Annotated in this window: 13 protein-coding genes and 1 pseudogene; 4 read left to right on the plus strand and 10 right to left on the minus strand. The window is 67.4% G+C overall.

The genetic code is table 11. The features are described 5' to 3' along the window. Positions 1 to 32: 32 nt before the first annotated feature. From GII31_RS15010 to fabG, 9 genes and pseudogenes are all read right to left on the minus strand, one after another. Positions 33 to 299 (minus strand): hypothetical protein, encoded by a 267-nt coding sequence (locus GII31_RS15010; protein ID WP_213244215.1) that lies wholly within the window; start codon positions 297 to 299, stop codon positions 33 to 35. A 19-nt stretch (positions 300 to 318) separates the two neighbouring features. Continuing rightward, entirely contained in the window at positions 319 to 861 is a 543-nt protein-coding gene (locus GII31_RS15015) for an aromatic-ring-hydroxylating dioxygenase subunit beta (protein ID WP_213244216.1), read from the minus strand. Position 862: 1 nt separating this feature from the next. Continuing rightward, positions 863 to 2,152: an aromatic ring-hydroxylating oxygenase subunit alpha gene (locus GII31_RS15020; protein WP_213244217.1), complete on the minus strand. Its 1,290-nt coding sequence runs from the start codon at positions 2,150 to 2,152 to the stop codon at positions 863 to 865. Between the two features lie 157 nt (positions 2,153 to 2,309). Further along, positions 2,310 to 3,263 (minus strand): annotated as a pseudogene (locus GII31_RS15025) (class I adenylate-forming enzyme family protein); the annotation flags it as partial. A gap of 133 nt (positions 3,264 to 3,396) precedes the next feature. After that, a complete protein-coding gene (locus GII31_RS15030) occupies positions 3,397 to 5,094 on the minus strand; it encodes a class I adenylate-forming enzyme family protein (protein WP_213244218.1) in 1,698 nt (565 codons plus the stop codon). 42 nt (positions 5,095 to 5,136) lie between these two features. After that, on the minus strand, positions 5,137 to 5,919 hold the full coding sequence (locus GII31_RS15035; RefSeq protein ID WP_213244219.1) for an enoyl-CoA hydratase/isomerase family protein: 783 nt from the start codon (positions 5,917 to 5,919) through the stop codon (positions 5,137 to 5,139). Beyond that, positions 5,916 to 6,734 (minus strand): enoyl-CoA hydratase/isomerase family protein, encoded by an 819-nt coding sequence (locus GII31_RS15040; protein ID WP_456071410.1) that lies wholly within the window; start codon positions 6,732 to 6,734, stop codon positions 5,916 to 5,918. The genes GII31_RS15035 and GII31_RS15040 overlap by 4 nt, the downstream gene beginning before the upstream one ends. Before the next feature lie 37 nt (positions 6,735 to 6,771). Continuing rightward, positions 6,772 to 7,563: an enoyl-CoA hydratase/isomerase family protein gene (locus GII31_RS15045; protein ID WP_260840013.1), complete on the minus strand. Its 792-nt coding sequence runs from the start codon at positions 7,561 to 7,563 to the stop codon at positions 6,772 to 6,774. Further along, positions 7,560 to 8,294: a 3-oxoacyl-ACP reductase FabG gene (fabG, locus tag GII31_RS15050; RefSeq protein WP_213244220.1), complete on the minus strand. Its 735-nt coding sequence runs from the start codon at positions 8,292 to 8,294 to the stop codon at positions 7,560 to 7,562. The genes GII31_RS15045 and fabG overlap by 4 nt, the downstream gene beginning before the upstream one ends. Positions 8,295 to 8,483: 189 nt before the next feature. On the opposite strand from fabG, the gene GII31_RS15055 reads away from it, so the two are divergent. The 4 genes from GII31_RS15055 to GII31_RS15070 all read left to right on the plus strand — a co-directional run bounded on the left by GII31_RS15055 (position 8,484) and on the right by GII31_RS15070 (position 12,296). Then, positions 8,484 to 9,287, plus strand: coding sequence for an SDR family NAD(P)-dependent oxidoreductase (locus GII31_RS15055; protein ID WP_213244221.1), 804 nt, complete (start codon positions 8,484 to 8,486; stop codon positions 9,285 to 9,287). Beyond that, the gene (locus tag GII31_RS15060) at positions 9,284 to 9,895 is read left to right on the plus strand and encodes a TetR/AcrR family transcriptional regulator (RefSeq protein ID WP_213244222.1); all 612 of its coding nucleotides are present in this window, start codon (positions 9,284 to 9,286) and stop codon (positions 9,893 to 9,895) included. The genes GII31_RS15055 and GII31_RS15060 overlap by 4 nt, the downstream gene beginning before the upstream one ends. Positions 9,896 to 9,991: 96 nt before the next feature. Beyond that, positions 9,992 to 11,143, plus strand: a complete 1,152-nt coding sequence (locus GII31_RS15065; RefSeq protein WP_213244223.1) for an acetyl-CoA C-acetyltransferase — start codon at positions 9,992 to 9,994, stop codon at positions 11,141 to 11,143. Between the two features lie 4 nt (positions 11,144 to 11,147). Then, positions 11,148 to 12,296 (plus strand): acyl-CoA dehydrogenase family protein, encoded by a 1,149-nt coding sequence (locus GII31_RS15070; protein WP_213244224.1) that lies wholly within the window; start codon positions 11,148 to 11,150, stop codon positions 12,294 to 12,296. A 91-nt stretch (positions 12,297 to 12,387) separates the two neighbouring features. Here the strand turns inward: GII31_RS15070 and GII31_RS15075 are convergent, their stop codons facing one another. Continuing rightward, positions 12,388 to 13,251 (minus strand): SDR family oxidoreductase, encoded by an 864-nt coding sequence (locus GII31_RS15075; protein ID WP_213244225.1) that lies wholly within the window; start codon positions 13,249 to 13,251, stop codon positions 12,388 to 12,390. Positions 13,252 to 13,393 lie beyond the last annotated feature (142 nt).

Raw genomic sequence — 13,393 nt, forward strand, 5'->3', positions numbered from 1 at the left:
CTACACGATCTGTTTCGGTCGCCGACGGGCATTCAGCGCTGTCCCGACGGACCTTCCTTCCACCTGTCGGCGGAAGGATCGAGCAGCCGGGTCAGATGCCCCTCCGGCAACCAGATGAGGGTTTCGAGCTCGAGCGCGTCGAGAAAGCGGACGCGGCCGGTACGCAGGTCCTTCAGGCGCAGCCTCGGGGAGTTCGCCTCGTTGTCCACGTCCACCGTCACCTCGGCGAACTCGCTGCCCACCACCGGCCCGATGTCCGGAATGTCGAACGGGCCACGGTCACCCATCTCAATAGACATCACAATCCCTTTCGGCCGGCTAGATGAGGAAGGCCAGCGTGGGCAGTGGCTTCTCGTTGTCCACCAGAACCACCTTCTTGTAGGCCAACTTGATATCGCCGTCGACCCTGCGCAGCCGGTAGGTGGTGCGCCCACCCCAGAGCTGATTGCCCCGCTCCTTGGACTCGAAGGCGAGAAAGTTGGCGCCGATCTCGATGTCGACCGTGCCCCCGGCATTCTCACGTCCACCGAGCAGTTCTATATTGCTGATCAGCCGGCGCAGATCCGACGGCGGCGCCTGTGCGTAGCGTCGTCCGGTCCGGACCTGCTTGAGCCGGGTGCGAATACGGTTGCGGTTGTCGTAGATCACCGAGACGGTACGCATCGGGTCGATATCTGCTCCACCGGCCGGAACCCAGTAGAGGGCGTCGTCGGTCCAGAGATCTTCCCAGTCGTCGTAGTTGTTCTCGTCCGCGAACCGGGCTTCCTTGTAGAGGAACTGGCAGACCTCGTCGTAGGTCCAGTCCACAGGTACGGGGCCCAGCTGATCGGTGCCCGGGGTCGTCGATGTCGATGCGGTCATCTCAGGCCTCCATCAAAGTGCGGTAGTGCTTCCAGAACCCGCGCATGCCGGTCTCGTCGGTGGCGCCACCGATGCGGAAGCCGTTATCGTCGATGTCCTCACGGATCAGTCCGCGTCGTACGTCGAGCCATTCGGGGTCGAGCATGCTCACCCCGACCTGGTTGCGTTCGTACATCTCGGTGTCGTCGGCGAGCAGCATGCCGGCCGGTCCGACCGAACCGATCGACTGCTGGATGAACCGGCGGTTCAGCTCTTCGGCGCCGCCCAGCTGGACGGCCGTCGCGTACGACACACATTCGCCGACCGCGACCGGCTGAATGTTGAACACCTGGATCTCGGCGATGAACAGGTTGGGGAAGATCATCACGTGCGGAGCGCCTTCCACCATGCGGCGCCGGGCGTCCTGACCGTAGGCCTCCTCCATGGCCGCCGCGTACCTGGGCACGCGCTCGGGCGTGGTGGCGAACCAGCGCATCGGTTCGTCGAACTTCCGGAACTCCGGCCGCAGGTCATTCTCGCTGTGGCCGTTGCCGAGTTCCCTGGTCACCGCGGTGGACGAATCGCCGTAGAGCGGCCCGATGGTGCTTCCGGTGACGGTGAAGATCGAGCCGTGCACGAATTGCGGGTGGTAGCCATCGGTTTCGTTCTCGGCAAGGAACTTCCAGTTCGACCGGGTGCGATGGCCGAGCCAGCCGGCGTCGAGGGTGATCTCCTCGGTGGGCGAGAGCCCGGCGAGCCGGTCGATCTCGCCCGCCGCCGCGCCGAGGTGTTCCTCCAGCGAGGGCCCGTCGGCAGCCATCGAGCCGAAGACGAATCCCCGGTACGACGCGACGCGCGGGACCCGGCCCATGCTCAGGTCCAGTTCCTTGGATCCGCCGTAGCCCTTGGCGAACGGGTAGCCGATCAGCTTGCCGTCGTTGCGGAACGTCCAGCCGTGGTAGGGGCAGCGGAACGCGCGAGAATTGCCCTTGTCGGCGTCGCACACCTGCAGACCCCGGTGCGCGCACCGGTTGATCAGCAGGTGCACCTCGCCGCTCTTGTCCCGGGTCATCACCACATCCTGGGTCGCGAGCTTCTTGCGGACGTAGTCGAACGGTTGGGGCACCTCGCTCTCGTGCCCGACGAACACCCAGGTGGTGAACCAGATCTTGCGCAGTTCCTCGGCAAAGATCTCCGGGTTGGTGTACAGCGAACCATGAACCTGGTCCGACCTGATCAGATCGCTGACGATGCTCTTCGCTTCGCGCTGCGGGTTTTCCAGACCAGCGCCGGGGCCGACGACAGAGGTCATGACATCTCCCTTTCTAGTGTTTAATCTGCATTAAACACTATTTTTAACCTAGATTCGAGACCAGGGCCACAAGTCGGTACTTCTGCACCTTCCCGGTGGGCGTCTTCGGCAGGCCGTCGGCGTCGACGAAGACCACCCTCTTGGGCACCTTGAACCGCTGCTCCCACAACCACGTCGGTGCCGGTGCGGAGCCGCACAGGATCGCGCTCAGTGACGAGGTGTCGTAGTCCGCGCGCCGGGGCGATTCGACCATCGCCACCGCCATCGTCGGGACACACAGGATGTCGTCGGCACGATGACGCTCGATTCCGGCGAGATAGCCCTCGGCGCTGAACGAGGTCTGCAGGACGACCGCCCCGCCGACGTACATCGCCGACAGGATGCCCTCGATGTATCCGAACATGTGATAGCACGGCAGCGAGAACAGGATCCGGCGGCCGTCGTCATAGGCCCGGGTCAGTGCCGAGGCGTAGCCGGTACGCAGTACCGCGTCGTGGGTGACCACCACACCCTTGGGCGAACCCGTACTGCCCGAGGTGTACAGCATGTCGCCGATGTCCCCGGGGGTGTGCGCCACGTCCGAGGCCGCACCGGCGTGCTGCGCCCCGCGATCGAGGAGGTCGGCGTAGCGCAGCGCGCCGGACCGCTCACGGCCGTCCGTGGACAAGGTGATCACCTGACGCAACGCGGCGAACGCCGGCGCGCCCTCCCATCCCGGCGACAGGGTGTCGAGCATGTCCAGATAGTCCAGGCCCGCGAATCCGGTCATGGTGAACAGGACCGAACACTCGGACTGCTCCAGCACATAGCCGAGTTCTTCGGTGCGGTACAGGAAGTTGAACGGAATGGCGATGGCGCCGGCCCGCGCGATCGCGAACTTGATGGGCAGGAACTCGGGATAGTTGGCCAGCAGCATGCCCACCCTGTCACCGGGGCGAACTCCGAGTGAGACCAGGGCGTCGGCGATCGTCCGGGACAGATCGGCGACCTGGGCATAGCTCAGCGTCACCTCGTCGGTGATGACCAGTGGCCGGTCCGCGTAGTCGGCCGCGCACACGTCGAGCCAGCCGTCCAGGGTTCGCGGTGTCCATTCCGGGAACCGCGCCAGCAGGGCCGCCCGGCGCTCATCGACGGGTTTGCTCGGGCCGGGCGTGTGGGTCGTGGTGGGTGTGTGGGTCGCGGTGGTCTTGTCGGTCGCGGTGGTCTTGTCGATCATCATGGCTCCCCGGTCTCAATCCTCGGTCTCAATCCTTGGTCGGCGTGATCTCACGCAGCCGCGCCGAGATCACCTGATCGCGTACCGCGAACTTGCGGACCTTTCCCGTCGGCGTGGCCGGGAAAGCATCGGCCACGAACCAGCGGGAGGGCACCATGAACGGCGATATACGTTCTGCGGTATGCGCTCTGAGCTGGTCGGCGAGGTCGTCGGGCGTTTGGCCGCGCACGATCAGCACCGCGGCCACGATCTCGCCGAATCTCTCGTCGGGCAGCCCGATGACGGCCGCACCCGCCACCAGCGGATGTTCGGCGATCGCGTTCTCCACCGCGACCGGGGCGATGTTCTCACCGCCGCGGATGATCAGTTCCTTCAGCCGGCCGGTGACCTTCAGATAGCCGCGCTCGTCCATCACGCCCAGATCGCCGGTGTGCACGAACCCGTCGGAATCGACCGCGGCCGATGTCGCGGCCGGATCGTGCAGGTACTCGATGAATTGCTGGTAGCCGCGCGCGCAGATCTCACCGGCCACCCCGATACCGGCCACCGCACCCGTCGCCGGATCGGTGATCTTGCAGTCGGCGTGCGGAAGCGGACGACCCACGCTGCGCAGCAGATCCTCACGGCTGTCACCGGGCCGGGTCACCGCCAGTACCGGCGCCAGTTCGGTCTGGCCGTAGAGGTTGAACACGCCCGCGCCGAACACCTGCTCGGCGCCCTCGATCATCGCCGCCGGCACGTCCGAGGCGCCGCCCATGATGATGTCCAGGCGGGGGGCCGGCCCGGCCGATGCCGCCTGGGCCGCGAGTACCGCACCGAGTATCGCGGGCACGTAGAAGAGGATGTCGGCGCTTTCGGACCTGATGAGGTCCAGGGTCGTCGCCGGCGCGAACTGTTCGATCAAGATGTGCGTCCCGCCGATCCACAGCGGACCCAGCGTCCCGATCACGCAGGCCGCGGTATGGAACATGGGAAGCGGGTTGACCGCCACGGCACCCGGGCGGGCGTGCACGCCGAGCATCGTCAGCCGGGCATTGTTCACCAGCGAACGGTGCCGCAGCAGCACCCCTTTCGGGTTGCCGGTGGTCCCCGAGGTGTACTGCAGCATCACCGGTGCCGACGGATCGGTCGGTGCCTGCGCCAGGATTGTCTCGGCGGCGTGATCGGGCCGATACACGTCGGTCTCGGACAAACTCACCGCACGCACGTCGGGTCGTGCGGCCACCAGTTCGGCGGCGACTGCCGCCATGTCGTAGTCCCGGCTCCGGTCGGCGTGAATAAGCACCTTCGCCCCGGAATGCCCGATGGCGTAGTCCAGTTCATCGAGCCGCAGAACCGGGTTGAGTGCCACGAGGGTGACCCCGGCCAGCGCCGCACCGAACTCGATGATCGGCCATTCCACGACATTCGGCGCCCACAGCGCCACGAAGTCGCCACGGTCGGCGAGCCGGGAGAGACCGGTGGCCACCCGCGCGGCCTCGTCGAGCAGTTCGGCATAGGTGAGCCGGGCACTGTCGCCGCTGCCGTGACGGGTACCGATCAGTGCCGGGCGCCCGGGGTGTTCGGCCGCCCGGCGGATGAGCAGTTCGCCCACCGTCAGCTCTTCCAGCGGCACCGATGTGTCTGCGGGACGGAATGATTCGGTCAGCCCGGACGATGTCCCCGCTCGTGACGGGTTCGAGGGTGACGGGGCCGAAAGTGATGGGGTCTGGGACTGTGTTGCCATGGACACCTCGTGGTGAACGCGCACGTGCGCGGATGGATACGGTCAGATCGTCGGTTGCCCGAAACGGGGTGTGCGGCGTTCGGCGAATGCCGCGACCCCCTCGGCGAAGTCATCGCTGGCGAAAAGCTGAATCTGGTTGGCCAGCTCACGGTCCAGGATCTCCGGGACGGTCCCGACCGGCTCGGCGAGCATCGATTTGATGGCGCCGTAGGCACCGGCGGGTCCGGCCGCCAACACCGCCGCATCGTCCAGGGCCCTGGCCAGCACCTCGCCCTCGGGCACCACCTCGTCGGCCATACCCAGTTGCAGCGCTTCGGGCGCGGCCACGACTCTCGGCAGCAGCAGCAGCTGTTTGGCCCGGGCCGGGCCGACCCGGGCGGGCAGACTGGCGAAGATGCCCATGTCACCGGCCAGACCCACGCCGGTGAACGCCATCGACATCCGCACCGTGTCGCCGACGACGACCCGGTCGCAGGCCAGTGCGAGCGAGACCCCCGCACCGTACGCGGCGCCCTCCACCGCGGCGATCACCGGTTTCGGCGTCCCCCAGATGGCCCGGATCACCCGTTGGGCGGCCTCGGTGCGCGGGCGCGCCTCCTCGGGTGTCACCCGCTTCATCGTCGACACATCACCACCCGAACAGAAGACCTTGCCCGCCCCGGTGATCACGATCGACCGGACCGCATCGTCGGCCGCGGCCGCTTCGAGGATCTCCGCGAGTTCGGCCCGCAGTCGCAGATCGATCGCGTTCCGCCGGTCGGGCCGATTGAGGGTGACCAGCAGGGCCGCACCCCGGCGTTCGGTCAGGACCGTCGCGGCGCTCATGATCCCACGAACTTCGGTGCGCGCCTGCCGATGACGGCGGCCAGTCCTTCGAGCGAATCGGCCGTGCCCGACAGGGCCGACACCACGCGCGCCTCCTCGCCCAGCCGCGCCTCCACCGACGACCCCACCCCGTCCCAGACGAGCCGCTTGGTGGCCGCGACCGCCAGCGGAGCCATGTCGGCCAGCTGCCGTGCCAGTTCGCGGACCCGGTCTGTGAGCGCGTCGTCGTCGACCACCTCGGTTACCAGGCCGATGTCCTTGGCCTCCTGAGCCGTCAGCGTGGGATTGGTCAGCAGGATCTCCAGCGCCTTGCGCAGTCCGACCAGCTGGGTGAGCGTGACGGTGGTGCCGCCGTCGGGCGCCATACCGACCCGCACCGCACCGGAGAAGAGTTTGGTCGAACGTGCGGCCACGACGATGTCGGACGCGCACACCAGCCCGAGACCGCCTCCACCTGCGGCGAAACCGTGGATGCCGGTGACCACCGGCGCCTTGAGCCGCAGCAGCGAGGCCGTCGCGATCTGCAGCCACGCGGTCGCCTCACGCAGATAGTCCGGCAGTTGTTCCCCTTTGGCGGCGAATGTCTTCACGTCACCGCCCGCACAGAAGATCTTGCCCTCACCGGTCAGCATCACCACCCGTACCGACGGATCGCCGTGGCAGGTGAGCACGGCGTCGTTGAGTGCGCGCAGCAATTCCACGTCCAGACCGTTCGCCGCGTCCGGCCGGTTGAGCCGTATCCATCCGATGCCGTCGGTGATGTCGAGCAACACCGCGGGTGCCCCGCCGGTTCTCGACATCGAATCCTCACTCATGGCTGCTCCTGTTTCCTGACCTTGTTGTCGTCTTCGTTCACCGCGGGCCGGCGGAGTCTCTGGTACCGAACGCCCGCACTCCGTCGCCGCCGGCATCGCCGCCGATGTGCGCCACCACGGCGTCGAGTTCGGCGGCCAGCCCCGCGTCCAGATCCGTACCCAGCCCTTGCAGAACAAGCTTTTTAATGCAAATCACGGCATCGCGGCGCCGTTGCGCCAGGGCCCCGACGAAGGCCTGGACCTCGGCCTCGAAGGTCTCGGCCGGCCACGCGGCATAGGCGAGTCCGAGGTCGACGGCCTCACCACCGGACAGTCGTGCGCCCGAGAGCAGCAGCCCCAGTGCGCGCTGGCGCCCGACGATCCGGGGCAGACGCTGAGTACTCCCGCCACCGGGTATCTGCCCGAACCGAATGTGGTTGTCGGCGATCCGGGCATCCTCGCGTACCAGGACGATGTCGGCGGCCTGCATGAACTCGAATCCGCCCGCCATCGCGACACCCTCGACCACCGCGATCACCGGCACCGGGCTCCGCGCCACCTCCGCGCAGGCGAGCGAGAAGTTGACGAACAACTCCCGCAACCCATCGGCACCCACCGCACGCAGCCGCTCCACCTCGGCGAAGTCGCCTCCGGCGCAGAAGTTTCCGCCGGATCCCCGAACGACGACGACGTTGACGTCGGCGCGGATCGACGACTCGGCCAGCGCTCTCCGGAGTTGTTCACCGAGTTCGACGGTGATCGCGTTCATCTGTTCGGGCCGATTGAGCGTGATCGTGGCGATAGCATCGGCCACCGTCACCTCGACGACCGGTGTCGGTGTGGTACTCACATTCCCCGCCCGCCGCTGACCTCGGTGACGGTTCCGGTGACATAGCCGGCCAGATCCGATGCCAGGAAGGCGACCACGCCGGCCACCTCGCGAGGCTCTCCGGCGCGGCGCATGGGAATGGTGGCCTCGGTGGCCGCGAAGGCCTCCGCACTCATGGCGGCGGTCATCGGTGTCCTGATGAGACCGGGAGCGACCGCGTTCACCCGCACCCCATGGTGGGCCAGTTCCTTGGCCGCGGCCTTGGTCAGCCCGACGATCCCGGCCTTGGCGGCGCTGTAGTTGGTCTGTCCCGGATTGCCGATCTTGCCCGACATCGAGGACAGGTTGATGATGCTGCCGCCCTTGCCCCGCATGATCGCCGCGGCCTCCCGGACGCCGAGCCAGCTCCCGCGCAGGTGGACATCGATGACGAGTTCGAAATCGGCCAGCGTCATCTTGCGCAACGAGGCGTCACGGGTCACGCCCGCGTTGTTGACCCAGATGTCCAGGCCACCCCAGGCACCTACGACCGCATCGGCCGCCGCGCGCATGTCCTCCTCGGACGTAACATCGGCGCCGATGCCGATCGCGTCCGCACCGAGTTGCGCCGCCGCCTCACCCGCACGTTTCGCGTCGAGATCGATCAGCGCCACCTTGGCCCCGTGCGCCGTCAGTTCGGTGGCGATGGCCAACCCGATCCCCTGCGCCGCACCGGTCACCACCGCCCGCTTGTCCGCCAGCAGTCCAACCATCACATCACCTTCCGCACGCTGTTCCCGGCGATCCCGGGCGGGCCGTCGACCCGCCGTCATCCGTCGGCGATCACCGCCGTCGCGAAATCGCAACGGCCCCGCCGCCGATCACCGCGGGCTCTGGACGCCCTACAAAATTGAAGCTAGATTAAGTCACCGATCAAGTCAATGAACGCGAATTGGTGAAACATGGATCTGGGACTGGATAACGCACGAGTTGTCGTCACCGGCGGCGCTTCGAATATCGGCCGGGGCATCGTCCACGGGTACGCCGCCGAGGGATCGCGAATACTGCTCTGCGACATCGACGGACAGCAGGCCGCGCGCGTCGAGCGTGAGGCGCGCGAGCGCGGCGCTGCGGAGGTGCTGGTCGTTGTCGCCGACCTGACCGGCCCCGGCGCCGGTGAGCGGGCCATCGGCGAGGCTGTCGCGGCCTGGGGCGGGGTGGACGTTCTGGTCAACAACGCGGGCTGGAGCATCGGCGAGTTCGTGGCCCGCGATCACGACCGGGACCGGTGGCAGAAGCTGGTCGACATCAACCTGTTCGCGACGATCGAGACCACCCAGGCCGCGATCGCCGCGATGCGCGCCGACGACACCCCCGGCGGTTCGATCGTGACCGTGGCCAGCGAGGCCGCCTTCGGCCAGATCCGCCAGGGCGTCTACGGCGCCACCAAGGCCGCGCAGGTCGCACTGGCCCGCACCGTGGCACGCGAACACGGCCGCCACGGCATCCGGTCCAACATCGTCTGCCCGGGCCTGGTGATCCCCGACGGCCCCGAGGCCGTCGGGGATCAGAGCCTCTGGTCGGGCGGGACGGACGCGGTATTCAACGACAAGCAGATCGACTATCTACTCAAAGACACCCCCCTGCAACGGCTCACCTTGGCCAAGGACATCGCCGACGCGGTGCTGTGGCTCAGCTCCGATATCTCCGCCCGACAGGTGACAGGACAGCTGATCTCGGTCAGCGGCGGCTACACGATGCCATGACCACCGCCGACCGCCACCACGTCGGCACGGATTCCCGCGGGGGTGCCGACACCCGGGACCGGCTGCTGCGCAGCACCGCGGCCATCCTCGCGGAAAAGGGATACGGGCAGACCCGCCTCCAGGACATCGCGGCCCTGGCAGGCGTTCGGAGCCCGGCGATCTACTACCACTTCTCCTCACGCGACGAACTCGTCGCCGACACCCTGTGCGTCGGGCAGCGCAAGCTCCGGCAACGGGTTCAGTCGGCGATCCGGGCGACACCGGGACCGTGGCCGGACCAGCTGGCCGCCGCGGTGACCGCCCACCTCGGCGTCCAGTTGGAGATGGCCGATTTCGCCAGGGCCGTCAGCCGCAACGCCGGCCATGGCCCACCCGCCGCACGCGACCGGATACAGGCCGAGAGCGACGCCTACCACGACGTGTGGCGGGCGCTGCTCCAGCGCGGGCGCGAGTCCGGCGACATCAGTGAGGATCTCGACCTCTCGGTGGCCAGGATGCTGGTGATCGGCGCGCTCAACTGGGCCGTCGAATGGTGGACCCCCGACAACCCCGTCGACGAACTCGCGGCCACCGCCATCACGCTTGTCACCGCCGCGCTGGCCGGCTGAGTCCCACCGGCCCGGCCGCTGTGGGGCCGTGAGATTTCGCGCCAACAATTTTGAGTCTATGTTAAATTCAACTGGACATCATCTCGAGGAGGATCAATGCCAGAGGCATATATCGTCGACGCGGCACGCACCGCCGTCGGCAGGCGAGGCGGCGGCTTCGCCGATTCGCATCCGGCCGACATGGCCGCACACGTCATCAAGACCGTCGTCGAACGGCACGACTTCGACCCGTCCGATATCGACGACGTCATCCTCGGCTGCCTGGACAACATCGGCTCACAGGCCGGCGACATCGCCCGCACCGCCGCCCTGGCCGCCGGTCTGCCCGAGAGCGTGCCCGGGGTGACCGTCGACCGGCAGTGCGGATCGGCCCAGCAGGCCGTGTCATTCGCGGCGCAGGCGGTGATGAGCGGCACGGCCGACATCATCGTCGCGGGCGGCGTGCAGAAGATGAGCCAGTACCCGATCCTGTCCGCCTTCGGCGCCGGCGAGCCCTTCGGCTCCGCCGATCCGTGGACCGGCTGCAAAGGCTGGTACGAGCGGTACGGCGACCAGGAGATCTCGCAGTTCCGGGGCGCGGAGATGATCGCGCAGCAGTGGAAACTGTCCCGCGAGGACAACGAGCGGTTCGCTCTGGAGAGCCACCGGCGTGCACTTTCGGCCATCGACAACGGGTATTTCGAGAAGGAGATCACCGGATACGAGGGCATCACCACCGACGAGGGACCGCGTCGGGACACCTCGGCCGAGAAGCTGGCCGGACTGAAAACACTGGTCGAGGGCGGCATGCTGACCGCGGGTGTCGCCAGCCAGATCTCCGACGGCGCGGCCGCCCTGCTGGTGGTCTCCGAGGCCGCCGTCAAGCGCTACGGATTCACCCCCCGCGCCCGCGTGCACCATATCTCCGCCCGCGGCGCCGATCCGGTGATGATGCTCGCCGCACCGATTCCCGCCACACAGCACGCGCTCAAACGCGCCGGACTGTCGATCGATGACATCGACACCGTCGAGATCAACGAGGCCTTCGCCCCGGTGGCGCTGGCCTGGCTCGCGGAACTCGGCGCGGACCCGGCCAAGGTCAACCCCAACGGCGGCGCCATCGCCCTGGGGCACCCCATCGGATGCACCGGTGCGCGGCTGATGACCTCGATGCTGCACGAACTCGAGCGCACCGGCGGCCGCTACGGCCTGCAGACGATGTGCGAAGGCGGCGGCCAGGCCAACGTCACCATTCTCGAAAGGCTCTGAGACCATGGAGCGTTCCCTCTACAACGCCGACCATGAGGCCTATCGGGAGACCGTGCGCGAGTTCCTGGCACGCGAGGTCGAACCCCACAAGGACAAGTGGGACGACGAGAAGTGGATCGACCGGGAGGTGTTCGCCCGTGCGGCCAAGACCGGCATCTACGCACTGCAGGTTCCCGAACAGTACGGCGGTTCCGGCGAGCCCGACTACCGGTACCGGATGGTGGTGTGCGAAGAGGTCTCCCGGATCAACGCGTTGTCGTTCGGCCTGACGGTCAGTCTGCAGGACGACCTCGTGCTGCACTATCTGCTCGACCTGACCGACGACGCGCAGAAGCAGCGCTGGCTGCCGGGATTCGCCGCGGGCGAGACCATCGGTGCCCTAGCGATGACCGAGCCCGGCACCGGCAGCGATCTGCGCGGCATCCGGACCAGTGCACGGCGCGACGGGGATCACTGGGTTCTCAACGGGCAGAAGACGTTCATCTCCAGCGGCATCATGGCCGACCTGGTCGTGGTGGCGGCCTGCACCGACCCGGACGCCGGTTCGCGCGGCCTGAGCCTGTTCGTGGTGGAGAGGGACACGCCGGGATTCGTCCGGGGACGCCAGCTCGACAAGATCGGCCTGCCCGCGCAGGACACCGCGGAGCTGTTCTTCGACGACGCCCGGGTACCCGCGGCGAACCTGCTCGGAGAGGAAGGCCGCGGCCTGCAGTACCTGATGGGTCACCTGCCGCGCGAACGACTCGGGGTGACGGCCAAGGCGATGGCGACCACCCGCGCCATCTACGAGCTGACAGTGGACTACTGCAAGGACCGCAGGGCCTACGGCAAACCGATCATCGATCTGCAGCACACCCGATTCGAGCTGGCCGAGATGTCCACCGAAATCGATATCGCGACAGCGTATGTCGACGCCAGTGTGCTCGCCTACAACGCGGGCACACTGTCCCCGGTCGACGCGGCGAAGGGCAAGTGGTACATCAGCGAACTGCAGAAACGAGTCGTCGATCGCTGCCTGCAATTGCACGGTGGATACGGCTACATGCGCGAATACGCCGTCGGCAAGGCCTATATCGACACCCGTATCCAGACCATCTACGGCGGGACCACCGAAGTGATGAAGGAGATCATCGGTCGCGATATCGCCCGGTAGCGTGCCTGCATGACGAGGACGAGGGGGCCGGGGCGACGATGTCGCCCCGGCCCCCTCGTCGGTCACCCGGTCGGTATCCGGCGACCGGCGCTCAGCCGACCGGATTGACGCCGGGCACCGCACCGGTCATGTCGGTGATCTCGGCCCACCGTTCGGCGATCACCTCGGGAGCCGGCGGTTCGGCGAAAGTGACTCCGGCATTGGCGAACTGCTGAACACGCTGCACCTGGCCACCGCCGACCACGAAGACCGAACCGGTGTCGGGCAGTTCCTCGGTCAGCAGTTGGGTCACGACGGGTGCGACGAACGCGGGCGGCAGCTTGGCCAGCACCTCCTCGGACACCAGGTCCTCGGTCATGCGGGTGGCCGCGATCGGCGCGACGGCGTTGGCCAAGATGCCGTACTTGGCGCCCTCGATGGCCAGGGTGTTGATCAACCCGACCAGGCCGAGTTTGGCCGCACCGTAGTTGGCCTGTCCGAAGTTGCCGTACAGCCCCGTGGTCGAGGTCGCCACGACGATCCGGCCGAACCGCTGCTCACGGAAGTGCGGCCAAAGGGCGTGGGTGATGTGGTAGCCGCCGTCCAGGTGAACCCGCAGCACCGCATCCCATTGCTCGTCGGTCATCTTGGCGTAGCTGGTGTCGCGCAGAATGCCCGCATTGCTCACCACGCCGTGTACCTCGCCGAACGCCTCCAGTGCGGTGGCCACGATCGAGGCCGCACCCTCGGCGGTGGCCACCGAGTCGTAGTTGGCGACGGCCTGCCCGCCCGCCGCGACAATCTCGGCCACCACACCGTCGGCGGCGGCCGACCCCGATCCCGATCCGTCCCTTGCCCCGCCCAGGTCGTTGACCACGACTTTCGCTCCTCGCGACGCCAGTAGCCCGGCGTATTCGCGGCCCAGGCCGCCGCCCGCCCCGGTCACAATGACAACACGCTGATCCACACCAGCCACGATCACACTCCTCATTCCGGCCGCATCCGCGGTCCGTCGGCGAACTCTATAAATTCGAATGTAGATTAAGTTAAACTGCGACACAACGGTCCGCCGCCGCCAGGCGGAGCCCGACCCGCAAGCCTCGTTCCCACAGCCAGGA

It is taken from the genome of Gordonia pseudamarae, from assembly GCF_025273675.1.
Lineage (GTDB): Bacteria > Actinomycetota > Actinomycetes > Mycobacteriales > Mycobacteriaceae > Gordonia > Gordonia pseudamarae.